Below are 26,565 nucleotides of genomic sequence, written 5' to 3'. Positions count from 1 at the left end.
GCGCCACCGTTGGCCAAAAGAAGCCCGCAGACGGAAGGGCCCGTACCGCACCCATCGGGTGCCGTACGGGCCCTTCACTCACTCAGTCGGCGTGTCAGCCGTTGCGCTTCCAGCGCGGCTTGTCGTCACGGCGGCCGAAGGAGCCGGTGTTCGTGCCGGTGCCGGTGCCACCGCGGTGGTCGTCACGACGGCCGTACGGGCGGTCGCCGGTGCCGCCGGAGCGGAAGCCGCCCGAGGGACGGTCGTTGCGGTCGCGGTTGAACGGGCGGTCGCCGCCACCGGAGCGGAAGCCGCCACCGGTGGGACGGTCGTTGCGGTCGCGGTTGAAGCCGCCACCGCGGTTGTCGTCACGGCGCTCGAAGCCACGGTCGTTGCGGTCGCGGTTGAAGCCGCCACCGGTGGGACGGTCGCCACGGTCACGGTTGAAGCCACCGCCCGCGGGACGGTCGCCACGGTCACGGTTGAAGCCACCGCCGGTGGGACGGTCGTTGCGGTCACGGTTGAAGCCGCCACCGCGGTTGTCGTCACGACGCTCGAAGCCACGGTCGCCACGGTCACGGTTGAAGCCACCGGACGGACGGTCGTCGCGGCGGAAGCCGCCACCGCGGTTGTCGTCACGACGCTCGAAGCCACGGTCGCCACGGTCACGGTTGAAGCCACCGCCGGTGGGACGGTCGCCACGGTCACGGTTGAAGCCGCCACCACGGTTGTCGTCACGACGGTCGTCGCGGCGGAAGCCGCCACGGTCGCCACGGTCCCCGCGGTCGTCACGACGGCCGAAGTTGCCCCGGTCGTCACGGCGCTCGTACGGACGCTCCTGGGCGACCGGCTCGGCGGCCACCACGGCGGCGGCGACCTCGGCCTCGGCGGCCACGGCCACCTCGGCGACGGCTGCCTCAGGGTCCTCACCGCGCTCACGGGCGGAGCGGGCGACCAGACGGTCGGCCTCCTCGCGGAGCTCGGCGGCGCGGCGCGTCAGACGCTCCAGCTGCTTGGTGAGCTCGGCGACCTCGCGCTCGGCCTGCTTGGCGGCGTTGTTCGCGGAGTCGGCCTGGACCTCGGTCAGCGAACGGGCGCCGGTGATCTCGGCGACCTCCGGGTCGAACGCGCCGGCGCTCTGGATGATGTGGCGCGAGGCGTCGACGCCCGCGTCCTCCATCAGCCGGAAGATCTGGCGGCGCTGGTGCGGCAGCGACAGCGACACGACGACACCGGACTTGCCGGCGCGGGCGGTACGGCCCGAGCGGTGCAGGTAGTCCTTGTGGTCACCGGCCGGGTCCACGTTCAGGACCAGGTCGATGCCGTCGACGTGGATGCCGCGGGCGGCGACGTCGGTGGCGACCAGGGCGTTGACGTAGCCCTTCTTGAAGTCCTCCAGGACGCGGGTACGCGCGCCCTGGGTCATACCGCCGTGCAGCGCGTCGGCCTTCACGCCCGACTCGCACAGCTGCTCGGCGATACGGTCCGCGCCCAGCTGGGTGCGGACGAAGATGATCGTGCGGCCCTTGCGGGCGGCGATGGCGGCCGTGACCGGCGCCTTGTCCTTCGGCTTCACGACCAGGACGTGGTGGGTCATCGTCGAGACGTTGCCCTGCGCGCTGTCGACCTCGTGCGTGACGGGGTTCGTCAGGTAGCGCTTGACCAGCGTGCTGATCTCGTTCTCCATGGTGGCGGAGAAGAGCATGCGCTGACCGCCGCCGGGGATCTGGTCGAGCAGCTCGGTGACCTCGGGCAGGAAGCCCAGGTCGGACATCTGGTCGGCCTCGTCGAGGACGGCGACCTGGACGTTGGCGAGCGAGCAGGCGCCGCGGTTGATGAGGTCGCGCAGACGGCCCGGGGTGGCGACGAGGACGTCGACGCCGCGCTCCAGGGCGTAGATCTGGTTGCTCATCGACGTACCGCCGCAGACGACCTTCATCTTGAGGCCGAGCACGTCGCCGTACGGCTGGAGCGCGTCCGCGACCTGCATCGCGAGCTCACGCGTCGGCGTGAGGATGATCGCGCGGGGCTTCTTCTTCTCGGTGTGGCCGCCGGTGAGCTGCGCCAGGGTCGGCAGACCGAAGGAGAGGGTCTTGCCGGAGCCGGTACGGCCACGGCCGAGGATGTCCTTGCCGGACAGGGCGTCCGGGATGGTCGCGGCCTGGATCGGGAAGGGGCTGGTCACACCGTTCTGCGCGAGCTTGCGCACGACGCCCTCGGGCAGCCCGAGGTCCGCGAAGGTGACGGTCGGCTCGGCGGCCTCGTCGGCCTGCTCCGCGACGGCCTCGTCGGCGACGAGGACCTCGACGACCTCAGCGGTCTCGGTGACGACGGCGGTCTCGGTCACGACGGCCTCGGCGACGACGATCTCGTCGTTCTCGGGCATGACGGTGTTTTCAGTACTGGAAATGGACATGCGAAATGCGAAACCTTCCGGAGTCTCGGCACGCGCCCGTCAACTCCGTGATTCGCAATTCGACCGCCTCGATGCGGTCAGCCACGGCTAGGGAGAGTACGCGCCACACGGCGCTCTTCTGTGTCGGCGCCGGGCAATGGGATCAAACGATCTACCACCATACGCACTCCCCCCACGGGAGCGCAAACCGCTCCCGTGCGATCCAGCTCACAGCGGACCGCGGCCACCCCCGCTAAGCCGGTCCCACCTGCGGAGACGCCGCCGGTTCGGTCCGCGAGGCCGGGCTGTCGCCGAGGGCGCGCAGGGCCGTGGTCCGGGTGTCGGCGGCCGGGGAGGCGGACGGCGAGTCGCTCGGCTTGGGGGTCACCGGCGGGTCCGGCGGCGGCTGGCTCGTCGGGGGCGCGGGCGGGCTGGGCGAGGCGGGCGGCGGGGAGGGGTGCTGCGGGGGCGTGGAGGGGCCGCCGGCGCTGCCCGCGCCGGGCGGCGGGGGGTTCTGGTGCCGGGGGCGGCTGTCGGGCGAGGCCGCGGGCGCACCGGTCGCCGGACCGCTCGGGCTCGCGGCCGACGACGCGCCCGGGGACGCCTTGGCGCCGTGCTTGCCGGAGCGCGCCCTGCCCGCCCCGGCGGAGACCGCGGCGACCCCCTCCGGTTCGGCCGCCGCCCCTTCGCGCCCGACCGAGACCGACGGCTTGGGCGCCTTCCCGTCGTCCCTCACACTCATGCAGCCCGCCGACGCCGCGACCACCAGTGCGGTCACGGCCAGACGGGTGGGGGCGGACAACTGGCGCACGGGCGGCCTCCGGAGCGCGGCGGGGCAGGGTCACCCTGACCAACTCCCTTTCCCCCGCCGGGGACACGCCCGGGGCGCCGCCCGTACGAACGGGATTCCGACGGGTGGTCCTCCGGTGGCGAATCCGGTCCCACCCGATCAGGTCGGGGCGGACCCGGTCGTGTCAGGCCGGGGTGCCGCCGGTGAGCCCGGCCCCGAGGAAGACCGCGCCGAGCCCCACGAGCACGGACGCGGCCACGTTGGCCGCGGCGAGGAACTTCCAGCCCCGCTCGGCCAGTCGGAGCGTCTCGTAGGAGAACGTCGAGTACGTGGTGAGCGCGCCGCACAGCCCGGTGCCGAGCAGCGCGTACGTACCGGAGGAGGCGGTCGCGCCCGCGAGCACGCCGAGCAGCAGGCTCCCGACCGCGTTGACCACGAACGTGCCCCAGGGGAACACCGAGTCGTGGCGCGCCTGCACCGCGCGGTCGGTCAGGTATCGCAGCGGCGCGCCGACGGCCGCGCCCACGACCACCAGAAGCCACGTCACGTCCGCACCGTCCGCCCCGCCCCGGGCCGCGCGGCCAGCGCCCGCCGGGTGGCCTCCGCCGCCAGGCCCACCGCGCCGAGCGCCCCGAGGAGCGTCCCGGCCGCGTAGGCCATCGCCAGGCCCGGCTGCTGCCGGGCGAGCAGCCGCGCGACCTCCACGGCGTACGTCGAGAAGGTGGTGAAGCCGCCGAGCACCCCGACCCCGAGGAACGGCCGCACCAGGGGGTGGGCGCCGCGCCCGCCCTCGCTGATCAGCGGCATCAGGACGCCGATGAGGGCACAGCCCAGGACGTTGATCAGCAGCGTCGACCAGGGGAAGCCGCCGCCGTGGACCGGCCAGGCCCGCGCGAGGCCGTACCGGGCGCTCGCCCCCAGCGCCCCGCCCGCCGAGATCACCGCGAGCACCGGCCACTTGGCCCCGCCGGCGGTCTCGGCGCGCTGGGCGGGAACGTGGAGGTCGACGTCCGGGTCGATCGCCTCCGGCCGTTCGGGTGCGCTCACCCGTAGCCCAGGGCGTGCAGCCGCTCGTCGTCGATGCCGAAGTGGTGGGCGATCTCGTGGACGACGGTCACCTCGGTCTCGGCGACCACGTCCTCCCGGGACTCGCACATCCGCAGGGTGGGGCCCCGGTAGATGGTGATCCGGTCCGGGAGCACCCCGGCGTACCACTCGCCGCGGTCGGTGAGCGGAGTCCCCTCGTAGAGCCCGAGCAGCTCGGGGTCGTCGGTGGCGGGCTCGTCCTCGACGAACACGGCGACGTTGTCCATCAGCCGTGTCAGCTCGGGCGGGATGCGGTCCAGCGCCTCGGCGACCAGTTCCTCGAACTCCTCGCGCGTCATCTCCAGCACGCGGCCATTGTCACGCATGGGGCGCCCGGGCGCCCCGGCCGGGGCGCCGGGGACCCGGCCCCGCCCCGCCCCGGCGGCCCGGGGAGGGGTCCCGACGGGCCCCCGGGAAACCGTTTTGGCGATAGCTCCTCCCATCCCATATGCTTCTCACGTCCCCGACGCGCTGCGAAGCGCCCAGGTGGGCCCTTAGCCCTCATCGTCTAGTGGCCCAGGACGCCGCCCTTTCAAGGCGGTAGCACGGGTTCGAATCCCGTTGGGGGCACGCTTTACCGTGTGCGAGACTAGTGCTCGCACATAGCTTGGTCCTGTGGAGCAGTTTGGAGTGCTCGCCACCCTGTCAAGGTGGAGGCCGCGGGTTCAAATCCCGTCAGGACCGCTGGTGTTTCACGTGAAACACCGTGGCTGGGTAGCTCAGTTGGTACGAGCGATCGCCTGAAAAGCGATAGGTCGCCGGTTCGACCCCGGCCCCAGCCACAATCGGAAGGCCCCGTCCCCTGGACGGGGCCTTCTTCGTTCTCACTCCGGCTCCGTCTCCATCCCCGCCTCCGTCCCCGCCGCCTCGCGCGTCCGCGCCCGCAGGCCGCGTACGGCGAGCACCAGCGCGGCCACCGCCACCACGGCGAGCAGCAGCGCCCAGTCCGGAACGGCGTCGCCGACCGAGCGGGCCCACTGCTCGGCGGCGTAGGAGTCGTCGACGTCCAGCAGCCCGGGCAGCGCCGTGGCCCCGTCGAACGCCAGGAACAGGCCGCCCAGGACCATGAAGAACAGGCCCGAGAGCAGCGAGGTGGTGTGCAGTTCGAAGCGGCCGAGCCGCACCACCCGGCCGCGCAGCCAGCGGCGGCGGCCAAGACCGAAGCGCTCCCACAGCAGCGCCAGCAGGAACAGCGGGGCCGCCATGCCCAGCGCGTACACCGCGAGCAGCAGCCCCCCGTAGGCCGGGCTGCCGCTGACCGCCGCCACGGTGAGCACGCTGCCGAGGATGGGCCCGGCGCAGAAGCCCGCCAGGCCGTAGACCGCGCCCAGGGCGTAGACGGAGGTGGCCGTGGTCGGGCGGATGCGGCCGGACAGCTCGGTCATCCGCCGGCTGGCGAAGCCCATGCCGAGGATCTGGGCGGCGCCGAGCGCGATGATCAGCCAGCCGCCGAAGAGGACCAGCTGGTCGCGGTGGCCGTAGAAGAGGCGGCCCGCGTACGAGCCCGCCGCCCCCAGCGGGACCAGGGTGGTGGCCAGGCCCGCGTAGAAGAGGCCGGTGCGGGCCAGCAGCCGGGAGGCGGAGTCGATCGAGTACGCGAAGAAGGCCGGCAGCAGCAGCGCGCTGCACGGGCTGAGCAGCGCGAGCAGCCCGCCCAGGAACGCGGCCAGATAGCCGATGTCCGCGGTCACTTTCCGGTGCCCTTCGCACCGGCGGCGGTCTTCGCCGCGCGGTAGGCCGCCGCCTCGTCGACGGCCCGCGCGAAGGTGTCCAGCGGCTGGGCGCCGGCCAGCGGGCGCCCGTTGATCACGAAGGACGGGGTGGAGCTCGCGCCGAGTCCGTACGCCTCTTCCTGGTCCTTCTTCACCGAGGCCTTCGCCGCGTCGCTGTCCGCGTCCCGGGCGAAGCGGTCGAGGTCGCCCACGCCCGCCTCCTTCGCCAGCTCGCGCAGCCGGTCCCTGCCGAAGCCCTTCTCCTTGGAGCCGTGGGCGTAGGCGGCCGTGTGGAACTGCCAGAACCGGCCCTGCCGCCCGGCCGCCCAGGCCGCCCGCGCCGCCGCCTCCGACTCCGCGCCGAAGATCGGCATGTTGCGCCACTCGATGCGCAGGGTTCCGGCGTCGACGTACTTCCGCACCAGCGCGGGTTCGGTGTCGCGGGCGAACTTGCCGCAGTACGAGCACTTGAAGTCGGCGTACTCGATCATCACGACGGGTGCGTCCGGGCGGCCCTGGGCCAGCGCGTCCCCACCGTCGCGCCGGGCCAGCTTCTCCAGCTCGGGGAAGGTCCCGGCGGGCGGCTCGACGGCCTCGGCGCCGGAGTCCTTCCCCCCGCCGCCGGACGAGCTCGCCCCGTAGGAGGCGATCCCGAGCAGGGCCGCCGCGGCGACGACCGCCGCGCCGATCAGCCAGGGCTTCCTGGACTTCGGCCGGGACGCGGGCCTGGGCTTGGACGTGGACGCAGGGGTGCCCTGGGGCTTGGACATACGGGTCTCCGTGTACGTACCGCCGCGCGATGGCGGCGGAGAAGGGAAGGGGAAAGGGACGGCCGGTCGGTGGACCGGCCGTCTAGACCCTCAGTACGGAGAGCTCGACGGGTGTGGGCGCGGTGAGCGTGGGGCCGCGCACCGGCGGGTCGCGGTGCTGCGCGGCCCGTGCGGCGAGGGCCGCCGGGGCGAGCCGCTCCCCCAGGGCCGGGGCCTGGTCGTAGGCGGTACGGGCGCGCACCGGCGCGGCGGGATCCCCGCCCCGGTCCTGCTTGCCGCCCTGCTCACAGCCGGGCGGATGGTCGAGGGAGGCGGAGATCCGGGTACGCGGCGCCTCGTCCGGGGAGGCCGCCGCCGGTGACGGTCCGCACAGCAGCACCGTCGCGACACCGAGCACCATCAGCAGCACGGCCGCGAGGCGGCGGTGCGGGGCTGCGGTGCGGGACATGCCCGAAATGGTACGGGTGCGGCGTGCCCCTTCCGAAATGCGTTCGCCACCGCCGCGCGGCGGGTGAGATCCTGAAGCAGGTATGTCTACTTCCTTTGCCGATCTCCAGACCCTGCTGGGCGAGATCTCGCTGCGTGACGCCCATCGGCTCGGCCGCCGTCTGGACGGTGCCCGGCGCATCAAGAAGCCCGAGGCCCGGCAGGCCGTGCTCGACGAGATCGCCGCCGAGGCCGCCAGGTCCGCCGAGCGCGTCGCCCGGCGGGCCTCCCGCGTACCCGAGGTCACGTACCCGGAACAGCTCCCGGTCAGCCAGAAGAAGGACGTCATCCTGGAGGCGATACGGGACCACCAGGTCGTGATCGTCGCGGGTGAGACCGGCTCCGGCAAGACCACCCAGATCCCCAAGATCTGTATGGAGCTGGGCCGGGGCGTGCGCGGGATGATCGGGCACACCCAGCCCCGCCGGATCGCGGCCCGTACGGTCGCGGACCGGATCGCGGACGAGCTGAAGACCCCGCTCGGCGAGGCGGTCGGCTGGAAGGTGCGGTTCACCGACCAGGTCGACCAGGACGCCACCTTCGTGAAGCTGATGACGGACGGCATCCTGCTCGCCGAGATCCAGACCGACCGCGAGCTGCGCGCCTACGACACGATCATCATCGACGAGGCCCACGAGCGGTCCCTGAACATCGACTTCCTGCTGGGCTATCTGGCCCAGCTGCTGCCCAGGCGTCCCGACCTCAAGGTCGTGATCACCTCGGCGACCATCGATCCCGAGCGCTTCTCGCGCCACTTCGGCGAGGCCCCGATCGTCGAGGTCAGCGGCCGTACGTATCCGGTGGAGGTGCGCTACCGCCCGCTGCTGGAAGAGGATTCCGAGGATGTCGACCGCGACCAGATCACCGCGATCTGCGACGCCGTCGACGAGCTCCAGGCGGAGGGCCCCGGCGACATCCTGGTCTTCCTCTCCGGCGAGCGAGAGATCCGCGACACGGCGGACGCGCTGAACAAGAGGAGCCTCCGCTCCACCGAGGTGCTGCCGCTGTACGCGCGCCTGAGCCACGCCGAGCAGCATCGCGTCTTCCAGCAGCACACCGGCCGCAGGATCGTGCTCGCCACCAACGTCGCCGAGACGTCCCTGACCGTGCCGGGCATCAAGTACGTCATCGACCCCGGCACCGCCCGTATCTCCCGCTACAGCCACCGCACCAAGGTGCAGCGGCTGCCGATCGAGGCGATCTCGCAGGCCAGCGCCAACCAGCGCAAGGGCCGCTGCGGCCGTACCAGCGACGGTGTGTGCATCCGGCTCTACTCCGAGGACGACTTCCTCTCCCGGCCGGAGTTCACCGACGCGGAGATCCTCCGTACCAACCTGGCGTCCGTCATCCTCCAGATGACCGCGGCCGGGCTCGGCGACATCGAGAAGTTCCCCTTCATCGACCCGCCGGACCACCGCAACATCCGCGACGGCGTCCAGCTCCTCCAGGAGCTGCACGCGCTGGACCCGGCGGAGAAGGACCCCCGCAAGCGGCTCACCCCGATGGGCCGCAAGCTCGCGCAGCTGCCGGTCGACCCGCGGCTCGCCCGGATGGTCCTGGAGGCCGACAAGAACGGCTGTGTCCGCGAGGTCATGGTCATCGCCGCCGCGCTCTCCATCCAGGACCCGCGCGAGCGCCCCTCCGACAAGCAGCAGCAGGCCGACCAGCAGCACGCCCGCTTCAAGGACGAGACCAGCGACTTCCTGGCCTTCCTCAACCTGTGGCGGTACGTCCGCGAACAGCAGAAGGAGCGCGGCTCCTCCAGCTTCCGCCGGATGTGCAAGCAGGAGTACCTGAACTTCCTGCGCATCCGGGAGTGGCAGGACATCTACTCCCAGCTGCGGACGGTCGCCAAGACCATGGGCATCCACCTCAACGAGGAGGACGCCCCCGAGCAGAGCGTCCATGTGTCGCTGCTGGCCGGCCTCCTCTCCCACATCGGGCTGAAGGACACCGACAAGAACGAGTACCTGGGCGCCCGCAGCGCCAAGTTCGCGATCTTCCCGGGCTCGGCGCTCTTCAAGAAGCAGCCCAAGGTCCTCATGTCGGCCGAGCTCGTGGAGACCTCCCGCCTGTGGGCGCGGGTCAACGCGAAGATCGAGCCCGAGTGGATCGAGCCGCTCGCCCAGCACCTGGTCAAGCGCACCTACAGCGAGCCGCACTGGGAGAAGGACCAGGCCGCGGTGATGGCGTACGAGAGGGTCACGCTGTACGGCGTGCCGATCGTCGCCAACCGCAAGGTGAACTACGGCCGCATCGACGCGGAGGCCTCGCGCGAGCTGTTCATCCGCAACGCGCTGGTCGAGGGCGACTGGCGTACCCACCACAAGTTCTTCGCCGACAACCGCAAGCTGCTGACCGAGGTCGAGGAGCTGGAGCACCGGGCGCGCCGCCGCGACATCCTGGTCGACGACGAGACGCTCTTCGACTTCTACGACCAGCGGGTGCCCGAACACGTGGTGTCGGGGGCGCATTTCGACTCCTGGTGGAAGCACAAACGCCACGAGGAGCCGGAGTTCCTGGACTTCGAGCGGGAGATGCTCATCCGGGAGTCGGCGCTCGCCGTCACCAAGGACGACTATCCGGACAACTGGCGCCAGGGCCGGCTGAAGTTCAAGGTCACCTACCAGTTCGAGCCGGGCGCGGACGCGGACGGCGTCACCGTCCACATCCCGCTCCAGGTCCTCAACCAGGTCACCGACGAGGGCTTCGACTGGCAGATCCCGGGCCTGCGCGAGGAGGTGGTGACGGAGCTGATCCGTTCCCTCCCCAAGCCGATCCGGCGCCACTACGTGCCCGCGCCCAACTTCGCTACGAAGTTCCTGGAGCGGGCGGTGCCGTTGCAGGAGCCGCTGCCGATGACGCTGGCGCGCGAGCTCCAGCGGATGGTGGGGGTGCCGGTCACGGCCGAGGACTTCGACCTGACGCGCGTCCCGGACCACCTGAAGATCACGTTCCGGATCGTCGACGAGCGGCGCCGCAAGCTGGCCGAGGACAAGGACCTCGAAGCGCTCAAGCTCCGGTTGCGCCCCAAGGCCCGCCAGGCGCTCTCCCAGGCCGCCGCGGCGGCGGTCCCCTCGGGCGGGGTCTCCATCGAGCGCACGGGCCTGACCGACTGGACGATCGGCACCCTGACGAAGGTCTTCGAGACCAAGCGCGCGGGACAGCCGGTGAAGGCCTATCCGGCGCTCGTCGACTCCGGCGAGACCGTCTCCGTACGGCTCTTCGACACCGAGGCCGAGCAGCGGCAGGCGATGTGGCGCGGCACCCGGAAGCTGATCCTGCTGAACATCCCGGTGAACCCGGCGAAGTTCGCCTCGGACAAGCTGACGAACCAGCAGAAGCTCGCCCTGTCCCGCAATCCGCACGGCTCGGTGCAGGCGCTCTTCGAGGACTGCGCCACGGCCGCCGCCGACAAGCTGATCGCGGACCACGGGGGCCCGGCGTGGGACGAGGAGGCCTTCCGCAAGCTGTTCGACAAGGTGCGCGCGGACCTCGTCGACGCGACCGTACGGACCGTCGGGCAGGTCCAGCAGATCCTGGCCGCCTGGCAGGCCTGTGAGCGCCGTCTGAAGGCCACCAACAGCCTGGTCCTGATCAACAACCTCCAGGACGTACGGGAGCAGCTGGCGGCCCTGATGCCGGCCGGTTTCGTGACCCTGACGGGGCTGCGCCGGCTGCCGGACCTGATGCGCTATCTGGTGGCGGTGGACCGGCGGCTCCAGCAGATGCCGACGTCGGTGCAGCGCGACACCACGCGTATGGAGAAGGTCCACGAGATGCAGGACGAGTACGCCTGGCTCCTGGAGCAGATGCCCCAGGGGCGGCCGGTGCCGCAGGAGGTCCTGGACATCCGCTGGATGATCGAGGAGCTGCGGGTGAGCTACTTCGCGCACGCGCTGGGCACCGCGTTCCCGGTCTCGGACAAGCGGATCGTGAAGGCGATCGACGCGGCGGCGCCGTGACGGGAGCGGTTCCGGACGCCGTGACGGCACCATCGCCCTGAGTGAGTTCGACCTGACCAGCTGACCTGCTGTAGAGTCTCTCTCGCAGCCAAGGAGCAAGCACAGGCTGCGAAACCTGGTCCTGTGGAGCAGTTTGGAGTGCTCGCCACCCTGTCAAGGTGGAGGCCGCGGGTTCAAATCCCGTCAGGACCGCAGTGAAATCGAAGCCCGCATCCCTCGTGGAGGCGGGCTTCGGTGCTGTTCAGCCCGGCCCGCCGGGGGCCGCGCCCCGCGGCGGAGCCGCGCAACAGACACAGCAAATCCCGTCAGGACCGCAGTGAAATCGAAGCCCGCATCCCTCAAGGAGGCGGGCTTCGGTGCTGTTGCGGTGCCGTCTCGGCGACAAGTGGGCCCGGATCCCTGGGGATTCGGGCCCGTTTGGCGTTTCCGGCCGTCTTGACGCGCCCATCCGGCGCCGGTACCCAAGGAGGAGGCACAGCGGGCCCCACTCCGGAGGTGGCGCATGAAGGCGTCGTCCGCGAGGCACGAGACTCGGGCGCTGCTCCGCGCCCACCTGTCGGCCGCGAGCGGCTACCGGCACGTCACCCCTCACTGCCCGGTCTGTTCGCGCCTCCTGCGGCTCGCCATGGAGCCGTCCACCGAGCCCGACCCCTTCCTCGCCCTCCCCGACGCGCCGTGCCGCCCCCGGCCCGACACCGCGCCCGACACCGCGCCCGAGGACGAACGCCCCGCCGAGCGGTGACCGACGGCCGGCCGGCCGGGCCCCCGGGAGCGGCGGGCTCTCCCCGGAAGGGGCTTCCAGGGGTGTGACGGGAGTCACCGAACGAGTTTTGGGAACCAGGGAACTTACGCCGTACCTACAACCCCCCAATTTAATATGTGCAATTGCACCACCCCTCGGAGGGCGCCGGGGATGCCCCGCGAAGTACCCCCAGACGGCCCGGACAGTCCCGGACCGGGACATAAAAAAAGACCGCGCTGGACCCGGCGGAGTCCAGCGCGGCCGATGACGGCGAGCCCGTTGGGGCGGGCAGGGCGTCAGTGGAGCTATGGGGTGGGCGACCGGGGTGGGGGCCCCGGAATGCCCGTTATCGGGGTGTTGTTCAGGCCTCGCTACGCTGCTGCGGAATACCCGCAAGCAGCGCACGGACCTCTGCTTCGCGGTACCGGCGGTGTCCACCCAGCGTGCGGATGGACGTGAGCTTGCCCGCCTTCGCCCAGCGGGTGACCGTCTTCGGGTCCACGCGGAACATCGTGGCAACCTCAGCCGGGGTCAGCAGCGGCTCGGCATCAGGGGTGCGAGCGGTCATGAGCGGCCTCCTCGGGAGAACCGAACCTTCTCGGTTCTTTCCTCTAAATTCTGCACCTTGACCCGCGTTGCCCGAAATGGCGGACGCGAGCCGAGTCGGTTATAGGACGAACGGCTTGTCCTCGGCACTACAACTACACCATCTGTCCAGCCACGTCGGCCAAACCGATGGAATTGCCCTCCCAGGTGTTCATCAGCGACGGAAGCCGATGGACCATGCCATAGCGGACAGTCACGCCACAGTGACGATCAGTCACAGAGCGATCAGGAGTCATCAGACCCCCCATAGCAGGCAATAACAAGCAATCCGCCCTTAGTTGGACGGAAGGAGCCCTCCCCGGACTCCTTGTCCTATTTTGGCACGAGGGTGGGGGATGGGCGCAAGGGCCCCGTAAGTGCGGTCCGTCACGCTTGAGGCAAAGGCCCGGATCAGGACCTACGTCCCGAGCACCCGCCCGTAAGAGTCACTCAGGCGTACGAAGACACCCACCCGAACGGGTGAGCGCGCGGCGCCTTCGGACGCTCCTTCAGTCCGACAGGCCATCAGTTCGCCATCCGGCGCTCCCGAACGGTCCGCCAGCGCTCCGTGAAGCGCTCGTACGCCCTCGCCGCCCCCGCGCCGTCCCCGGCCCGCAGCGCGGCGATCCCCTCGGCCACGTCGGCCGCCGAGCGGTCCTCCTCCAGCCGCGCCCTCGGCAGGGCGTGCACCAGCCCGCCGTAGTCCAGCTCCACCAGCGAGCGGGGGTGGAACTCCTCCAGCCAGCGGCCCACGTCGACCAGCCCCTCCGTCAGGGGCCCCTCGTCGATGTGGTCGCGCAGTGTCCGCAGGGCCCACGCGAGGCGGCGGCGGGCCTGGACCATCGGAGTGCGGTAGCGCAGCACGGGCGCCGCTCCGCTCTCCGCCCGGACATACTCCCTGTCTTCGTCCGAAAAGACCGTGAACCAGCTCACAGGGATGTGCCAGACCGCCGTGAGGATCCACGGCCGGGCGTCCGGGTTCGCCTCCCGCCACCGCTCGTAGTCCGCCGCGGCCTGCCGGCGCACCACCGGCGGCAGCAGGGCGTCGAGCACCGCGGCCGGGAACTGGTCCGCCAGGACCTCCAGGGCCTGCCAGCCGCGCAGCCGGGTCCGCCACGGGCAGACGCACACCACCCCGTCGACCTCGGCCACGAAGGCGTCCGCGCTCTCGTGGACCGGCACCGCCACCGGCGGCGTCGGCACCAGGTCCGCCAGCGCGCGCCGGTGTTCGTCCTGGGCGTCGGGGGTGCGCCCGCGCCGCGCGTACCGCGCCCAGTGGGCGCGCTCCGGTTCGGGGAAGGCCGCCAGCGGCTCGTACACCCGCAGATAGGACGCGTACGGGACGATCACCGAGGACACCACCGCCATGGGTCGAATCGTCCCACGCGCACAGGGGGCGGGAGGGTGATCCTCGGCACTGGGCCTGATCTACGCACGCGTAGGACTTACTCTGCTCCCAGCGCGGCCCCGGGCGGGCCGCGACGCGGCCCGCCCCACCCACAGGCGGACCGCCAAACGCCGCTTCGTACTTGGGAGTCACCACCGTGACCGATGTGACCGGCGACGCCGTCAGCTCAGCGGATGTTCTGCACACCCTGTTCCGATCGGACCAGGGCGGACACGAACAGGTCGTGCTGTGCCAGGACCGCGCCACGGGCCTCAAGGCCGTCATCGCCATCCACTCCACCGCCCTGGGCCCGGCCCTCGGCGGAACGCGCTTCTACCCCTACGCCAGTGAGGCCGAGGCCGTCGCCGACGCGCTCAACCTCTCGCGCGGCATGTCGTACAAGAACGCCATGGCCGGCCTCGACCACGGCGGCGGCAAGGCCGTGATCATCGGGGATCCCGAGACCGGCAAGAGCGAGGAACTCCTGCTCGCCTACGGGCGGATGGTGGCCTCGCTCGGCGGCCGTTATGTGACGGCGTGCGATGTCGGCACCTATGTGGCGGACATGGACGTGGTGGCGCGCGAGTGCCGGTGGACGACCGGCCGCTCCCCGGAGAACGGCGGCGCGGGCGACTCCTCCGTGCTCACCGCGTTCGGTGTCTTCCAGGGCATGCGGGCCAGCGCCCAGCACCTGTGGGGCGACCCGACGCTGCGCGGGCGCAAGGTCGGCGTCGCGGGCGTCGGCAAGGTGGGCCACTACCTGGTGGAGCACCTGGTGGCGGACGGCGCCGAGGTCGTGATCACCGATGTGCGCGAGGAGTCGGTGCGCCGCGTCCTCGACAAGCACCCCGGCAGCGTCACCGCGGTCGCCGACACGGCCGCGCTGATCCGGGTGGAGGGGCTGGACATCTACGCCCCGTGCGCCCTCGGCGGCGCGCTCGACGACGAGACCGTGCCGGTCCTCACCGCGAAGATCGTGTGCGGCGCGGCCAACAACCAGCTGGCCCACCCGGGCGTCGAGAAGGACCTCGCGGACCGCGCGATCCTCTACGCGCCCGACTACGTGGTCAACGCCGGTGGCGTGATCCAGGTCGCCGACGAGCTGCACGGCTTCGACTTCGACCGCTGCAAGGCGAAGGCCGCGAAGATCTTCGACACCACGCTGGCCATATTCGCACGTGCGAAGGAAGACGGGATTCCGCCGGCCGCCGCGGCCGACCGGATCGCCGAGCAGCGCATGGCCGAGGCGCGTCGGCGCTGACGCTCGGGGCGTCCGATCCGGCGACCGGGGAGACAAGACTCACGCCGGTCGGCGGGTCGGACGCCGAGAAGAGGTTAAAATCGCGGTTGACCAGCGAGGAAAGGGCTCCTTGCGGGTTCTGTGAAGTGGCACGTCATGCGGGCGGCGTACCGTATGGCCGCGGAAGCAGGTACCGTTGAAGCCCTACGGACACGGTCTCTCCACGGAGAGTCCGCTCCGAACCATGAACGCGTGTCAAGACTCTGGGGCCGTCGAGCCCCGTCACCGAGGGGGTCGAGCCATGGGGCGCGGCCGGGCAAAGGCCAAGCAGACGAAGGTCGCCCGCCAGCTGAAGTACAGCAGCGGCGGGACTGACCTGTCGCGTCTGGCCAACGAGCTGGGCGCATCGACTTCGCAGCCGATCTCGAATCAGCCGCCGAATGGCGAGCCGTTCGAGGACGACGACGAGGAAGACGACCCGTACGCCCGCTATGCGGAGCTGTACAACGAGGATGACGACGAGGACGAGGAGTCCGGTCCGTCGTCCCAGCGGCGCGGTGCTTGACGCGCGCTCGCCTTTCAGGACCTTCGGCTTTTCGCAGCAATCGTTTTAGCTGCTCAAGGCAGTACCGACCCGGTCCGGAGCTCACGCTCCGGACCGGGTTCTGTGCTGTCCGCGGGGCTTACTTGGCGTAGTCGCCGGTGAGCTCGGCGCCGGTCGCGCGGTCACCGCGCTCGGTGATCCGGCCGGCCACCCAGGCGTCCACACCCCGGTCCGCCAGCGTCGTCAGGGCCACGTCCACCGAGACCTCGGGGACGATGGCGATCATTCCGACGCCCATGTTCAGCGTCTTCTCCAGCTCCAGCCGCTCGACCTTCCCGGCCGTGCCCACCAGGTCGAAGACCGCGCCCGGCGCCCAGGTCGAGCGGTCGACCACGGCGTGCAGGTGGTCGGGGATGACCCGGGCCAGGTTGTTGGCGAGACCGCCACCGGTGACATGGCTGAAACCGTGCACCTCGGCGGTACGGGTGAGGGCCAGGCAGTCCAGCGAGTAGATCTTGGTCGGCTCCAGGAGCTCCTCGCCCAGGGTCCGGCCGAACTCCTCGACGTGGCCCTCCAGCGACATCTTCGCCCGGTCGAAGAGCACGTGCCGGACGAGTGAGTACCCGTTCGAGTGAAGTCCGGAGGACGCCAGGGCGATGACGACGTCACCCGTGCGGATGCGATCCGCGCCGAGCAGCCGGTCGTACTCGACCACGCCGGTGCCGGCGCCGGCGACGTCGAAGTCGTCCGGACCCAGCAGGCCCGGGTGCTCCGCGGTCTCGCCGCCGACCAGCGCGCAGCCCGCGAGGACACAGCCCTCGGCGATGCCCTTCACGATGGCGGCGACCCGCTCGGGGTGCACCTTGCCGACGCAGATGTAGTCGGTCATGAACAGCGGCTCGGCGCCGCACACCACGAGGTCGTCCACGACCATGCCGACGAGGTCGTGGCCGATCGTGTCGTACACGCCGAGGCGGCGGGCGAGGTCGACCTTGGTGCCGACGCCGTCGGTGGCCGAGGCGAGCAGCGGACGCTCGTAGCGCTTGAGGGCGGAGGCGTCGAAGAGCCCGGCGAAACCGCCGAGGCCGCCAAGCACCTCGGGGCGCTTGGTCTTCTTCACCCACTCCTTCATCAGCTCGACCGCGCGGTCGCCCGCTTCGATGTCGACGCCCGCGGCTGCGTAGCTGGCACCAGTGGATTCAGCAGATGACATGGCTCTGGAGAACTTTCGTGTCGTACTGCGGGGTTCGTGCGGACGCCTACGGGCGGCGCAGCGCGTCGGCCGCGGCCGTGGCGGCCGGACCGGCCGCGAGCTCGGTCTCCAGCAGCTGCTTGCCGAGCAGCTCGGGGTCCGGGAGCTCCATCGGGTAGACCCCGTCGAAGCAGGCGCGGCAGAGGTTGTCCTTGGGGATGGTGGTCGCCTCGATCATCGCGTCCGTGGAGATGTACGCGAGCGAGTCGGCACCGAGCGAGGTACCGATCTCCTCGATCGTCATCCCGTTGGCGATCAGCTCGGCGCGGGTCGCGAAGTCGATGCCGAAGAAGCACGGCCACTTGACCGGCGGGGAGGAGATCCGGATGTGGACCTCGGCGGCCCCGGCCTCGCGGAGCATCTTCACCAGCGCGCGCTGGGTGTTGCCGCGGACGATCGAGTCGTCCACGACCACCAGGCGCTTGCCCCGGATGACTTCCTTCAGAGGGTTCAGCTTCAGCCGGATCCCGAGCTGGCGGATGGTCTGCGAGGGCTGGATGAAGGTGCGCCCGACGTAGGCGTTCTTGACCAGGCCCGAGCCGTACGGAATGCCGCTGGCCTCCGCGTAGCCGATGGCCGCGGGGGTGCCGGACTCGGGAGTCGCTATCACCAGGTCGGCGTCGGCCGGCGCTTCCTTGGCCAGTTTCCGCCCCATCTCCACCCGGGAGAGGTAGACGTTCCGCCCGGCGATGTCGGTGTCGGGGCGGGCCAGGTACACGTACTCGAAGACACAGCCCTTGGGCTTCGCATCCGCGAATCGAGAGGTGCGCAGACCGTTCTCGTCGATGGCGACGAGCTCGCCCGGTTCGATCTCGCGGACGAAGCTGGCGCCACAGATGTCGAGGGCGGCGGTCTCCGATGCGACCACCCAGCCGCGCTCCAGCCGGCCGATGACCAGCGGGCGGATGCCCTGCGGGTCACGGGCGCAGTAGAGCGTCTGCTCGTCCATGAAGACCAGCGAGAACGCGCCCTGCACCTGCGGGAGGACCTTGGCGGCTGCCTCCTCCACGGTGAGCGGCTTGCCGTCGTCGTCGGTCTGCCCCGCGAGCAGGGCGGTGACGAGGTCGGTGTCGTTGGTGGCGGCGACCTGGGTCGCGCGACCGTTCTCCTTGGGCAGGTCGGCGACCATCTCCGCCAGCTGGGCGGTGTTCACCAGGTTGCCGTTGTGGCCGAGCGCGATGGAGCCGTGGGCGGTCGCCCGGAAGGTCGGCTGCGCGTTCTCCCACACGGAGGCACCGGTGGTCGAGTAGCGGGCGTGACCGACCGCGATATGACCCTGGAGGGAACCGAGAGAGGTCTCGTCGAAGACCTGGGAGACGAGTCCCATGTCCTTGAAGACGAGGATCTGGGAGCCGTTGCTGACCGCGATTCCCGCGGATTCCTGGCCCCGATGCTGGAGGGCGTAAAGCCCGAAGTAAGTGAGCTTGGCGACCTCTTCACCCGGAGCCCAGACGCCGAAGACGCCGCAAGCGTCCTGGGGGCCTTTCTCGCCGGGGAGCAGATCATGATTGAGTCGACCGTCACCACGTGGCACGCCACCGAGTGTAGGCGAGATCGACCACTGGTCCGAATTGGGGATACGGACAAGACGAGGGCAGTGGGCGGTTTGTGGCATCTGCCGGACGGGGTGGAGCAGGGCTTTTCCCGCCAGGGCGGGAAATGCGCGGTGGGTGGAGCGGGCGGGGAATGTGACGGAGGTCGCGCGTGGGGGTGCGGGGGGCCCGGCCGGGTGTCACCTGCCGTAGCCATATGACCACCACGGCCGGCTGGTAATGACCGGTATTCCGGGGCCCGGAGCCCGCGCCCCGGACTCCCGCCCCGGCGCTCCTGACCACCTTGCCGCCGACCTCCCTCCCCTCTCCGCGCTCCTCCCGGTTCTCGTCAGCGCGTAAGCACCGGAAGGAGCGCGGAGAGGTCCGCCCGCTCCCCGCTCGCCGCGACGCGCGCCGCCTCCACCTCGTCCGTCCACGCCCGGCGTCCGGTGGCGAGCCGCAGCCAGGTGAGCGGGTCGGTCTCGACGACGTTCGGGGGCGTGCCCCGGGTGTGGCGGGGGCCCTCGACGCACTGCACCACCGCGTACGGCGGGACGCGCACCTCCACCGAGCCGCCCGGCGCCTTCGCCGCGAGCGCGTCGGCGAGCAGCCGGGTGCAGGCGGCCAGCGCCTGGCGCTCGTACGGGATGTCCAGGCCGGGCACGGCGTCGTTGAGGTCGTCGGTGTGGACGCAGAGCTCCACCGTGCGGGTGACCAGGTGGTCGGCGAGGGTCATGGTGCCGACGGCGGTGGCCACGAGCCGGCCGTCCCGCGCGTCGGGCAGGAGCCCTGCGGTACGGGCGGCGATGTCGTCGTAGAGCGGGCCGAGGTCCGGTCGGGTGTCCGCCGGGGGTGCGGCGGGGGGCAGGGCCTCGGCAAACGGCCACTCCAGCAGGGAGACGTCCGGGCGGCCGGAGGGGGCCGGGGGCGGCTCGGCCGGGTTGCGCTCCTGCGGGGCGACCACGTCCATGGCCCGCGCCAGGTGTACGGCGAGGTCGTGCACGCTCCAGCCCGCGAGCCGGGTGGGCCGCTCCAGCACGTCGGGGCCGAGCGCCGCCACCGCTTGCCGCACGTGGGCGAACTGGCCGAGGACGGCGGCGCGGATCTTCACGGGGTCGTAGGTGCGGGGGCGTTTCTTGGCGGGGGGCATGTGGGGGAGCCTATTCGGGGGGTTCGTCTGCGGGTCGGTGGTGGGTTGCCCGCGCAGTTCCCCGCGCCCCTCTTGGGCCGGTCGTTCGTCTGCGGGTGCGCTGTGGCTGGTCGCGCAGTTCCCCGCGCCCCTTGAGGACCGGTCTTCGGCTGCGGGTCGTGGGTGGCTGGTCGCGCAGTTCCCCGCGCCCCTTAGGGGGTCGGCCGCAGCCGGAGCAGTCGGCTCAGCCACAGGTCTTCAGGGGCGCGGGGAACTGCGCGACCAGCCCACCACCGGGCCGCAGGCAAAGACCGGGCCGGCACGGGGTCCCAGCCGAAATGGGGGGCGAGGGGCTACCTCGTCGGGAAGTTGCCCAAGCCGAACTCCACCAAGTCGAACGCCTCCCCCGCCAACCGCTCCGCGTCCGGCACGATCCGCTCCGCCGGTTCGCCGAGCAGCAGCCGCCGGTGGTTCTCGCCGACCAGCGTCGCGCGCGTACCCATCAGCTGCGCCGCCGCGACCCGCGCGAGCACCGGGTCCCCGGTCTCCTCGTACAGCGCCTCCGCGAGCAGGTCGGAGCTGCGGACGAGCGCCGCGTGGGCGCGGTTCAGCAGGACCGGGGTCTCCACGATGAGCCGCAGCAGCTTGACGACGAGCGGGCGGTCGCAGAGGCCCACCGCGGGGTCCCGGGCCGCCACCGCCGCCAGGTAGTGGCGGCGCACCGCGGTGGTCGCGGAGTCGCCCGGCGCGCGCTCGCGGACGGCGCGGACCACGTCCTCGATGTGCTCCTCCACCGGCCCGAGCGCCAGGTCCTCCTTGCTGCCGAAGTGGTTGAAGACGGTCATCTTCGACACCTCGGCCGCCTCGGCGATCTCCGCCACCGAGACCTTGTCGAAGCCCCGCTCGGTGAAGAGCTCGACCGCCGTCCCCATGAGCCGGCGCCGGGTCTGCCACTTCTTGCGCTCCCGCAGGCCCAGACCGGCCGGGGCGGGTGACTCCTCGTACTCCACCATGAGCATGACTGTACCAGGATTAATATTGATCCCGGATTAAAGATTGACTCGGTATAGGTATGTGCTCCACAGTGGTGCGGAGACGACCACGGCGTACGGCCCGTCCGACGCCCCGGAGGGGGAATTCATCATGTCCAGGACACCGGGCACAGCCATGCCCGAAGCAGCGCGGACGGTCCCGCGTACCAGCACACCGGCCGCCGCGGCCGACACCCCGATGTCGCCGGCCCGTACGAAGATCGCGTTCGCCGTCTGCCTGGTGACGATCCTGCTCGCGGTGCTCGACACCAACATCGTCTCGGCCGCGACCGTCCCGATCGTCCGGGACCTCGACCCGGTGCACGGCATGGACAGGATCCCGTGGCTGATCAGCGCGTTCGCGCTCGCCTCGGCGGCCGTGCTGCCGCTGTACGGGAAGCTGTGCGACACCATCGGCGCCAAGAAGGTGTTCGTGGGCGCCATCGCCACCTTCCTGCTCGGCTCGGCGCTGTGCGGCGCCGCGCAGTCCATGGGCGAACTCATCGCGGCCCGCGCCGTGCAGGGCGTCGGCGGCGGCGGGCTGATGAGCGTGACCATGGTCGTTCTCGCCCAGCTCCAGGCGCCCGGGAACGGCGGCGGCGGGCGCGGCAAGGGCGGCAGCATCGGCGGAGTCGTGGCCGGCGCCGGCATGGCGCTCGGACCGTGGCTCGGCGGCACGCTCGCGGACCACGCCGACTGGCGCTGGATCTTCTACGTCAATCTGCCCGTCGGCATCGCCGTGCTGGTCGGGGCGGCCATGGTGCTGCGCCTGCCGGTCACTCCGGTGCGGCACCGGATCGACTTCGCGGGCGCGGTGCTCGCGGCGGCGTTCTCGGTGTCCCTGCTGCTGGTGACGGAGTGGGGCGGCAAGGACTACGCCTGGTCCTCGCCGCAGATCCTCGGCCTCTCGGCGGCGAGCGCGGCGGCGCTGGCGCTGTTCCTGCGCCGCCAGACCACGGCGGCCGAACCGATCCTGCCGCTGTCGATGTTCAAGGTCCCCGCGATGCGGCTCGGCTTCGCCATCCAGGCGCTGGTCGGGGCCGCCATGATGGGCACCCTGGTGTACGTGATGATCTACCTCCAGGTCGTCCGGGGCATCGAGGCCACCTCGGCGGGCCTCTATCTGATTCCGATGGCGATCGGGATGACGGCGGTGGGCATCGCCTCGGAGCGGCTCGCGGCACGCGGCTGGTCGCAGAAGACGTTCGTCCTGGCCGGCTCGACGGCGGCCACGGCGGCCCTGGTCCTGCTGGCGACCACCGGGGTGTCCAGCAGCCTGTGGCAGATCCGGGGCGAACTGCTGCTGATGGGCGTCGGGTTCGGTCTGCTCGTCGGACAGCTCGTCCTGATCGTCCAGCAGGCGGCCCCGCCCCGGCAGCTGGGCGTGGCGACGACGGGCACCCGCTTCTTCCAGACCCTCGGCAACGCCCTGGGCACGGCCCTGTTCGGCACCCTGCTGAGCCGGGTCTACGAGGCGAAGGGGCCCGGCGGCTCCACGAGCGGACTCGGCGCGCTGAGCGGGCCGTCGCACGCGTCGGGGGTCCAGGCCCTCACGACCGGGATGGACGTGGTGTTCGTGGTGGGCGCGGTACTGATGGCGGCGGCGGCCGTCCTGGCGACCCGCCTGCCCCGCCAGGCCGGTTGAGCCCCGGGGAGGCGAGGGAGGACCGAAGAAGGGGCCCCGGGGAAGTCCCCGGGGCCCCTTCCCCCGTACGGGAGGACAGATCCCCCATACGGGGGGGGACAGATCACCTCACGCCAGCAGCGCCGGAATCGTCGCCTCGTGGACCTCGCGCAGCTCCGCCAGCTCCACGGTGAACTCGCCCTGCACCTCGACGGAATCGCCGTCGACGACACCGATACGGGTCGCCGGCAGGCCCCGGGCCCCGCACATGTCCGTGAAGCGGAGCTCCTCGCTGCGCGGCACCGCGACGACCGCCCGTCCCGCGGACTCGCTGAAGAGGAAGGTGAACGCGGAGAGCCCGTCCGGGACCACCAGCCGCGCCCCGTTCCCGCCCCGCAGGCAGGACTCGACCACGGCCTGGACCAGTCCGCCGTCGGACAGGTCGTGCGCCGCGTCGATCATCCCGTCGCGCGAGGCCGAGATCAGGATCTCGCCGAGCAGCTTCTCCCGGTCCAGGTCCACCCGCGGCGGCAGCCCGCCGAGGTGGTCGTGGATCACCTGGGACCAGGCCGAACCGCCGAACTCCTCCCGGGTGTCACCGAGGAGGTACAGCAGCTGGCCCTGCTCCGCGAAGGCGATCGGCGTACGGCGCGTGACGTCGTCGATCACACCGAGGACCGCGACCACCGGCGTCGGGTGGATGGCGGTGTCACCGGTCTGGTTGTAGAGCGAGACGTTGCCGCCGGTCACCGGCGTACCGAGCTGGAGGCAGCCGTCCGCAAGACCGCGGGTGGCCTCGGCGAACTGCCACATCACGTCCGGGTCCTCGGGCGAACCGAAGTTCAGGCAGTCCGAGATGGCCAGCGGCCTGGCGCCGGAGGCGGCCACGTTGCGGTACGCCTCGGCCAGCGCGAGCTGCGCGCCCGTGTACGGGTCGAGCTTCGCGTACCGGCCGTTGCCGTCCGTCGCCATCGCGACCCCGAGGTTCGACTCCTCGTCGATCCGGACCATGCCCGCGTCCTCGGGCTGCGCCAGGACGGTGTTGCCCTGCACGAAGCGGTCGTACTGGTCCGTGATCCAGGCCTTCGACGCCTGGTTGGGGGAGCCGACCAGACGCAGGACCTGCGCACGCAGCTCCTCGGACGTCGACGGCCGCGGCAGCCTGCCCGCGTCGTCCGCCTGGAGCGCGTCCTGCCAGGAGGGACGGGCGTAGGGACGCTCGTACACCGGGCCCTCGTGCGCCACGGTCCGCGGCGGTACGTCCACGATCTGCTCGCCGTGCCAGAAGATCTCAAGGCGCTCGCCGTCCGTCACCTCACCGATGACGGTGGCGATGACGTCCCACTTCTCGCAGATCTCCATGAAGCGGTCCACGTACTGCGGCTCGACCACCGCGCACATGCGCTCCTGGGACTCGCTCATGAGGATCTCCTCGGGCGAGAGCGTGGCGTCGCGCAGCGGGACCGTCTCCAGGTCCACGCGCATACCGCCCGAGCCGGCGCTCGCCAGCTCCGAGGTCGCGCAGGACAGGCCCGCGCCACCCAGGTCCTGGATGCCCGCGACCAGCTTCTCCCGGAAGATCTCCAGGGTGCACTCGATGAGGAGCTTCTCCTGGAAGGGGTCGCCGACCTGGACCGCGGGCCTCTTCGCGGGGCCCGTGGACTCGAAGGTCTCCGAGGCCAGGACCGACACACCGCCGATGCCGTCGCCGCCGGTACGGGCGCCGTAGAGGATCACCTTGTTGCCGGGGCCCGACGCCTTCGCGAGGTGGATGTCCTCGTGCTTCATCACACCGATGCAGCCGGCGTTGACCAGCGGGTTGCCCTGGTAGCACTCGTCGAAGACGACCTCGCCGCCGATGTTCGGCAGACCCAGGCAGTTGCCGTAGCCGCCGATGCCCGCGACCACGCCCGGCAGGACGCGCTTGGTGTCGGGGTGCTCGGCCGCGCCGAAGCGCAGCGGGTCGACGACGGCGACCGGGCGGGCGCCCATCGCCAGGATGTCGCGGACGATGCCGCCGACCCCGGTGGCCGCGCCCTGGTACGGCTCGATGTAGCTGGGGTGGTTGTGGGACTCCACCTTGAAGGTGACCGCGTAGCCCTGGCCGACGTCGACGACGCCCGCGTTCTCGCCGATGCCCACGAGCATCGCGTCGTTCTCGGGCGTCTTCTCGCCGAACTGGCGCAGATGGACCTTGCTGCTCTTGTACGAGCAGTGCTCCGACCACATCACGGAGTACATGGCGAGCTCGGCGCCGGTGGGGCGGCGGCCCAGGATCTGGCGGATCCGGGCGTACTCGTCCTCCTTGAGGCCGAGCTCCTTCCACGGCTGCTCGACGTCGGGCGTCCCGGTGGCGTGCTTGACGGTGTCGAGGCTCATCAGGCGTTGACCAGCTTCTTGAGGATCGAGGTGAAGAAACCGAGGCCGTCGGTGCGGCCGGTGCCGACCAGCGGCTCCACGGCGTGCTCGGGGTGCGGCATCAGACCGACGACGTTGCCGGCGGCGTTGGTGATGCCGGCGATGTCGCGGAGCGAGCCGTTGGGGTTCATGTCCAGGTAGCGGAAGGCGACGCGGCCCTCGGCCTCCAGCTCGTCGAGCGTGCGCTCGTCGGCGACGTACCGGCCGTCCATGTTCTTCAGCGGGACCTGGATCTCCTGGCCCGCCTCGTAGTCGGCGGTCCACGCGGTCCGCGCGTTCTCCACCCGCAGCTTCTGCTCGCGGCAGATGAAGTGCAGATGGTTGTTGCGGAGCATGGCGCCCGGCAGCAGGTGGGACTCGGTGAGGATCTGGAAGCCGTTGCAGATGCCGAGCACCGGCATGCCGGCCTTCGCCTGGTCGATGACCGTCTCCATCACCGGCGAGAAGCGGGAGATGGCTCCGGCCCGCAGGTAGTCGCCGTAGGAGAAGCCGCCGGCCAGGACGACCGCGTCGACCTGCTTGAGGTCCTTGTCGCGGTGCCACAGCGACACCGGCTCGGCACCCGCGATCCGCACGGCCCGCAGGCTGTCGCGGTCGTCGAGCGTTCCGGGGAAGGTGACGACACCGATGCGAGCAGTCACTTGGACTCCTCGACCTTCACGGTGAAGTCCTCGATGACGGTGTTGGCGAGGAACGTTTCGGCCATCTCGTGGATGCGGGCGAGGGCGGCCTCGTCGAGGGGCCCCTCCACATCGAGTTCGAAACGCTTCCCCTGGCGAACGTCGGCGATCCCCTCGAAGCCGAGACGGGGCAGTGCGCGCTGCACCGCCTGTCCCTGCGGGTCGAGGATCTCCGGCTTGAGCATGACGTCGACTACGACGCGTGCCACTGGCACTCCCGTGGTGGTGTGGTGCGAAGGCGGTTCCCTCAGAGTACCCGGCCGGAAAATCTACGCGAGTAGATATCGAAGAGGTCCGATCACGTTCCGGTTTCGACCCCGGCCGGGTGCGGGAAAAATCCCGGGAAAAACCGTCCCCGCGCATTGCGATCGGACACGCGGATGCAATTGTCTGGGCTTCACAATGCAATGCTGGCGGCTGTACAAAGGCTTCTCGGGGGAAACCCGAGAGAAACAGCCTTGCTCCAAAACAGCCGGAAGGCCGGGATCGCCGCACGTCAGACACGTGAGAACGGCGGACCACAGAAAGGAACCGATATCCGTGGCTCAGCGCGTAGTAGTCACGCTCTCCGACGACCTGGACGGCGGAGAAGCGGCGGAAACGGTCACGTTCGGCCTGGACGGGAAGGCCTACGAGATCGATCTCAATCTCGTCAATGCGAAGAAACTGCGCAAGGCTCTGGCACCGTATGTGAAGGCCGGGCGCAAGCAGTCGAGGTCCGGTAAGGCCTTCCGGCACACCGATGTCGCCCCCGACCCGGCGGCGGTCCGTGCCTGGGCCCGGTCGCACCACATGGAGGTGCCGACCCGGGGGCGCATCCCCAAGAAGGTCTACGAGGCGTTCAGCGCGGCGAGCTGAGCCGCCGGACGCCAGCGGCGCCGGGGCCCCCGGAGTGCGGGCCCCGGCAACCGAGTTGCACGGCACCCGGGGTGATCGGCTAGAGTCTGGAGCACGCCGAGGGGCAAGGCCGAAAGGCCCGGTCCACCGGAGCGTGCGGGTGTAGTTCAGTAGTAGAACATCCCCCTTCCAGGGGGAAGGCGCAGTGTGCAATTCCTGTCACCCGCTCTGCATCGCTTACCGACCACGGTTGTGGATCAGGTACAGTGGTGTTCGCACCGCCCGGTGAGAGCCGAGCGGCAGCAATGCGGACGTGGCTCAGTTGGTAGAGCATCACCTTGCCAAGGTGAGGGTCGCGAGTTCGAATCTCGTCGTCCGCTC

The 26,565-nt window shown here is 70.9% G+C and carries 23 protein-coding genes and 6 tRNA genes; 12 read left to right on the top strand and 17 right to left on the bottom strand.

The window, feature by feature from the left end; all coding sequences use genetic code 11:
* Positions 1 to 94 precede the first annotated feature (94 nt).
* The 5 genes from ACZ5ID_RS07010 to ACZ5ID_RS06990 all read right to left on the bottom strand — a co-directional run bounded on the left by ACZ5ID_RS07010 (position 95) and on the right by ACZ5ID_RS06990 (position 4,558).
* A complete protein-coding gene (locus tag ACZ5ID_RS07010; protein WP_468894132.1) occupies positions 95 to 2,395 on the bottom strand; it encodes a DEAD/DEAH box helicase in 2,301 nt (766 codons plus the stop codon).
* 232 nt (positions 2,396 to 2,627) lie between these two features.
* Positions 2,628 to 3,185, bottom strand: coding sequence for a hypothetical protein (locus tag ACZ5ID_RS07005; protein ID WP_468894130.1), 558 nt, complete (start codon positions 3,183 to 3,185; stop codon positions 2,628 to 2,630).
* Positions 3,186 to 3,348: 163 nt separating this feature from the next.
* Positions 3,349 to 3,711, bottom strand: a complete 363-nt coding sequence (locus ACZ5ID_RS07000) for a fluoride efflux transporter FluC (protein ID WP_468894128.1) — start codon at positions 3,709 to 3,711, stop codon at positions 3,349 to 3,351.
* Positions 3,708 to 4,211: a fluoride efflux transporter FluC gene (locus ACZ5ID_RS06995; RefSeq protein ID WP_468894126.1), complete on the bottom strand. Its 504-nt coding sequence runs from the start codon at positions 4,209 to 4,211 to the stop codon at positions 3,708 to 3,710. Before ACZ5ID_RS06995 ends, ACZ5ID_RS07000 begins: the two co-directional genes overlap by 4 nt.
* Positions 4,208 to 4,558 carry a metallopeptidase family protein gene (locus ACZ5ID_RS06990; protein ID WP_358836015.1) on the bottom strand — a complete coding sequence of 117 codons (351 nt, stop codon included), beginning with the start codon at positions 4,556 to 4,558 and terminating at the stop codon, positions 4,208 to 4,210. Before ACZ5ID_RS06990 ends, ACZ5ID_RS06995 begins: the two co-directional genes overlap by 4 nt.
* 189 nt (positions 4,559 to 4,747) lie before the next feature.
* Between ACZ5ID_RS06990 and ACZ5ID_RS06985 the strand changes: the two genes are divergently transcribed.
* The 3 genes from ACZ5ID_RS06985 to ACZ5ID_RS06975 all read left to right on the top strand — a co-directional run bounded on the left by ACZ5ID_RS06985 (position 4,748) and on the right by ACZ5ID_RS06975 (position 5,032).
* A tRNA-Glu gene (locus tag ACZ5ID_RS06985) sits at positions 4,748 to 4,820 on the top strand.
* 39 nt (positions 4,821 to 4,859) lie between these two features.
* Positions 4,860 to 4,934: transfer RNA gene (locus tag ACZ5ID_RS06980), tRNA-Asp, on the top strand.
* Positions 4,935 to 4,958: 24 nt separating this feature from the next.
* Positions 4,959 to 5,032: transfer RNA gene (locus tag ACZ5ID_RS06975), tRNA-Phe, on the top strand.
* Positions 5,033 to 5,074: 42 nt separating this feature from the next.
* On the opposite strand, the gene ACZ5ID_RS06970 is transcribed toward ACZ5ID_RS06975, so the two are convergent.
* The 3 genes from ACZ5ID_RS06970 to ACZ5ID_RS06960 all read right to left on the bottom strand — a co-directional run bounded on the left by ACZ5ID_RS06970 (position 5,075) and on the right by ACZ5ID_RS06960 (position 7,180).
* On the bottom strand, positions 5,075 to 5,941 hold the full coding sequence (locus tag ACZ5ID_RS06970) for a cytochrome c biogenesis CcdA family protein (protein ID WP_468894123.1): 867 nt from the start codon (positions 5,939 to 5,941) through the stop codon (positions 5,075 to 5,077).
* The gene (locus ACZ5ID_RS06965) at positions 5,938 to 6,732 is read right to left on the bottom strand and encodes a DsbA family protein (protein WP_468894121.1); all 795 of its coding nucleotides are present in this window, start codon (positions 6,730 to 6,732) and stop codon (positions 5,938 to 5,940) included. The genes ACZ5ID_RS06970 and ACZ5ID_RS06965 overlap by 4 nt, the downstream gene beginning before the upstream one ends.
* An 82-nt stretch (positions 6,733 to 6,814) precedes the next feature.
* On the bottom strand, positions 6,815 to 7,180 hold the full coding sequence (locus tag ACZ5ID_RS06960; protein WP_468894119.1) for a hypothetical protein: 366 nt from the start codon (positions 7,178 to 7,180) through the stop codon (positions 6,815 to 6,817).
* A gap of 82 nt (positions 7,181 to 7,262) precedes the next feature.
* Between ACZ5ID_RS06960 and hrpA the strand changes: the two genes are divergently transcribed.
* The 3 genes from hrpA (at position 7,263) to ACZ5ID_RS06945 (ending at position 11,925) form a co-directional block, all read left to right on the top strand.
* Complete coding sequence (gene hrpA, locus ACZ5ID_RS06955) at positions 7,263 to 11,183, top strand: ATP-dependent RNA helicase HrpA (protein ID WP_468894117.1); 3,921 nt, start codon at positions 7,263 to 7,265, stop codon at positions 11,181 to 11,183.
* 117 nt (positions 11,184 to 11,300) lie between these two features.
* Positions 11,301 to 11,375, top strand: a tRNA-Asp gene (locus ACZ5ID_RS06950).
* Between the two features lie 310 nt (positions 11,376 to 11,685).
* Positions 11,686 to 11,925: a DUF6274 family protein gene (locus ACZ5ID_RS06945; protein ID WP_468894116.1), complete on the top strand. Its 240-nt coding sequence runs from the start codon at positions 11,686 to 11,688 to the stop codon at positions 11,923 to 11,925.
* A 361-nt stretch (positions 11,926 to 12,286) separates the two neighbouring features.
* Here ACZ5ID_RS06945 and bldC read toward each other — a convergent pair whose 3' ends face one another.
* Both bldC and ACZ5ID_RS06935 read right to left on the bottom strand, forming a co-directional pair.
* Positions 12,287 to 12,493, bottom strand: a complete 207-nt coding sequence (bldC, locus tag ACZ5ID_RS06940; RefSeq protein WP_003949541.1) for a developmental transcriptional regulator BldC — start codon at positions 12,491 to 12,493, stop codon at positions 12,287 to 12,289.
* A gap of 542 nt (positions 12,494 to 13,035) precedes the next feature.
* Positions 13,036 to 13,878: a DUF8083 family protein gene (locus tag ACZ5ID_RS06935; RefSeq protein WP_468894114.1), complete on the bottom strand. Its 843-nt coding sequence runs from the start codon at positions 13,876 to 13,878 to the stop codon at positions 13,036 to 13,038.
* A gap of 176 nt (positions 13,879 to 14,054) precedes the next feature.
* Between ACZ5ID_RS06935 and ACZ5ID_RS06930 the strand changes: the two genes are divergently transcribed.
* Positions 14,055 to 15,158, top strand: a complete 1,104-nt coding sequence (locus ACZ5ID_RS06930; protein WP_468894112.1) for a Leu/Phe/Val dehydrogenase — start codon at positions 14,055 to 14,057, stop codon at positions 15,156 to 15,158.
* Between the two features lie 280 nt (positions 15,159 to 15,438).
* Positions 15,439 to 15,702 (top strand): DUF3073 domain-containing protein, encoded by a 264-nt coding sequence (locus tag ACZ5ID_RS06925; protein WP_358836007.1) that lies wholly within the window; start codon positions 15,439 to 15,441, stop codon positions 15,700 to 15,702.
* Between the two features lie 118 nt (positions 15,703 to 15,820).
* On the opposite strand, the gene purM is transcribed toward ACZ5ID_RS06925, so the two are convergent.
* The 4 genes from purM to ACZ5ID_RS06905 form a co-directional block, all read right to left on the bottom strand.
* On the bottom strand, positions 15,821 to 16,894 hold the full coding sequence (gene purM, locus ACZ5ID_RS06920; protein ID WP_468894110.1) for a phosphoribosylformylglycinamidine cyclo-ligase: 1,074 nt from the start codon (positions 16,892 to 16,894) through the stop codon (positions 15,821 to 15,823).
* Positions 16,895 to 16,940: 46 nt separating this feature from the next.
* Positions 16,941 to 18,467: an amidophosphoribosyltransferase gene (purF, locus tag ACZ5ID_RS06915; RefSeq protein ID WP_406555423.1), complete on the bottom strand. Its 1,527-nt coding sequence runs from the start codon at positions 18,465 to 18,467 to the stop codon at positions 16,941 to 16,943.
* 347 nt (positions 18,468 to 18,814) lie between these two features.
* Positions 18,815 to 19,615 carry a maleylpyruvate isomerase family mycothiol-dependent enzyme gene (locus ACZ5ID_RS06910; protein ID WP_468894108.1) on the bottom strand — a complete coding sequence of 267 codons (801 nt, stop codon included), beginning with the start codon at positions 19,613 to 19,615 and terminating at the stop codon, positions 18,815 to 18,817.
* 332 nt (positions 19,616 to 19,947) lie between these two features.
* The gene (locus tag ACZ5ID_RS06905) at positions 19,948 to 20,607 is read right to left on the bottom strand and encodes a TetR/AcrR family transcriptional regulator (RefSeq protein WP_468894107.1); all 660 of its coding nucleotides are present in this window, start codon (positions 20,605 to 20,607) and stop codon (positions 19,948 to 19,950) included.
* Between the two features lie 217 nt (positions 20,608 to 20,824).
* Between ACZ5ID_RS06905 and ACZ5ID_RS06900 the strand changes: the two genes are divergently transcribed.
* Positions 20,825 to 22,270, top strand: a complete 1,446-nt coding sequence (locus ACZ5ID_RS06900) for an MFS transporter (protein ID WP_468894237.1) — start codon at positions 20,825 to 20,827, stop codon at positions 22,268 to 22,270.
* Positions 22,271 to 22,378: 108 nt separating this feature from the next.
* Here ACZ5ID_RS06900 and purL read toward each other — a convergent pair whose 3' ends face one another.
* From purL to purS, 3 genes are read right to left on the bottom strand one after another with little or no spacing between them, the layout of a single operon-like run.
* Entirely contained in the window at positions 22,379 to 24,628 is a 2,250-nt protein-coding gene (gene purL, locus ACZ5ID_RS06895) for a phosphoribosylformylglycinamidine synthase subunit PurL (RefSeq protein WP_468894105.1), read from the bottom strand.
* Entirely contained in the window at positions 24,628 to 25,308 is a 681-nt protein-coding gene (gene purQ / locus ACZ5ID_RS06890) for a phosphoribosylformylglycinamidine synthase subunit PurQ (RefSeq protein ID WP_101389281.1), read from the bottom strand. The genes purL and purQ overlap by 1 nt, the downstream gene beginning before the upstream one ends.
* Positions 25,305 to 25,556, bottom strand: coding sequence for a phosphoribosylformylglycinamidine synthase subunit PurS (gene purS, locus ACZ5ID_RS06885; protein ID WP_067162360.1), 252 nt, complete (start codon positions 25,554 to 25,556; stop codon positions 25,305 to 25,307). The genes purQ and purS overlap by 4 nt, the downstream gene beginning before the upstream one ends.
* Before the next feature lie 331 nt (positions 25,557 to 25,887).
* Between purS and ACZ5ID_RS06880 the strand changes: the two genes are divergently transcribed.
* From ACZ5ID_RS06880 to ACZ5ID_RS06870, 3 genes are all read left to right on the top strand, one after another.
* On the top strand, positions 25,888 to 26,205 hold the full coding sequence (locus tag ACZ5ID_RS06880) for a histone-like nucleoid-structuring protein Lsr2 (protein ID WP_406553446.1): 318 nt from the start codon (positions 25,888 to 25,890) through the stop codon (positions 26,203 to 26,205).
* Positions 26,206 to 26,340: 135 nt separating this feature from the next.
* A tRNA-Gly gene (locus ACZ5ID_RS06875) sits at positions 26,341 to 26,412 on the top strand.
* Positions 26,413 to 26,491: 79 nt separating this feature from the next.
* A tRNA-Gly gene (locus ACZ5ID_RS06870) sits at positions 26,492 to 26,564 on the top strand.
* The last annotated feature ends 1 nt before the right edge of the window (position 26,565 follow it).

The organism is Streptomyces sp. NPDC031670, assembly GCF_055580545.1.
The sequence above is the reverse complement of the archived record's forward strand: the minus strand, read 5'-3'. Positions and strand labels throughout refer to the sequence as shown.

Bases quoted from the DNA above. Each gene is read 5' to 3' on its own strand.
- ACZ5ID_RS07010 (WP_468894132.1), bottom strand. From the start codon at position 2,395: ATGTCCATTTCCAGTACTGAAAACACCGTCATGCCCGAGAACGACGAG.
- ACZ5ID_RS06965 (WP_468894121.1), bottom strand. From the start codon at position 6,732: ATGTCCAAGCCCCAGGGCACCCCTGCGTCCACGTCCAAGCCCAGGCCC.
- ACZ5ID_RS06960 (WP_468894119.1), bottom strand. From the start codon at position 7,180: ATGTCCCGCACCGCAGCCCCGCACCGCCGCCTCGCGGCCGTGCTGCTG.
- hrpA (WP_468894117.1), top strand. From the start codon at position 7,263: ATGTCTACTTCCTTTGCCGATCTCCAGACCCTGCTGGGCGAGATCTCG.
- ACZ5ID_RS06945 (WP_468894116.1), top strand. From the start codon at position 11,686: ATGAAGGCGTCGTCCGCGAGGCACGAGACTCGGGCGCTGCTCCGCGCC.
- bldC (WP_003949541.1), bottom strand. From the start codon at position 12,493: ATGACCGCTCGCACCCCTGATGCCGAGCCGCTGCTGACCCCGGCTGAG.
- ACZ5ID_RS06935 (WP_468894114.1), bottom strand. From the start codon at position 13,878: ATGGCGGTGGTGTCCTCGGTGATCGTCCCGTACGCGTCCTATCTGCGG.
- ACZ5ID_RS06925 (WP_358836007.1), top strand. From the start codon at position 15,439: ATGGGGCGCGGCCGGGCAAAGGCCAAGCAGACGAAGGTCGCCCGCCAG.
- purM (WP_468894110.1), bottom strand. From the start codon at position 16,894: ATGTCATCTGCTGAATCCACTGGTGCCAGCTACGCAGCCGCGGGCGTC.
- ACZ5ID_RS06910 (WP_468894108.1), bottom strand. From the start codon at position 19,615: ATGCCCCCCGCCAAGAAACGCCCCCGCACCTACGACCCCGTGAAGATC.
- ACZ5ID_RS06905 (WP_468894107.1), bottom strand. From the start codon at position 20,607: ATGGTGGAGTACGAGGAGTCACCCGCCCCGGCCGGTCTGGGCCTGCGG.
- ACZ5ID_RS06900 (WP_468894237.1), top strand. From the start codon at position 20,825: ATGTCGCCGGCCCGTACGAAGATCGCGTTCGCCGTCTGCCTGGTGACG.
- purL (WP_468894105.1), bottom strand. From the start codon at position 24,628: ATGAGCCTCGACACCGTCAAGCACGCCACCGGGACGCCCGACGTCGAG.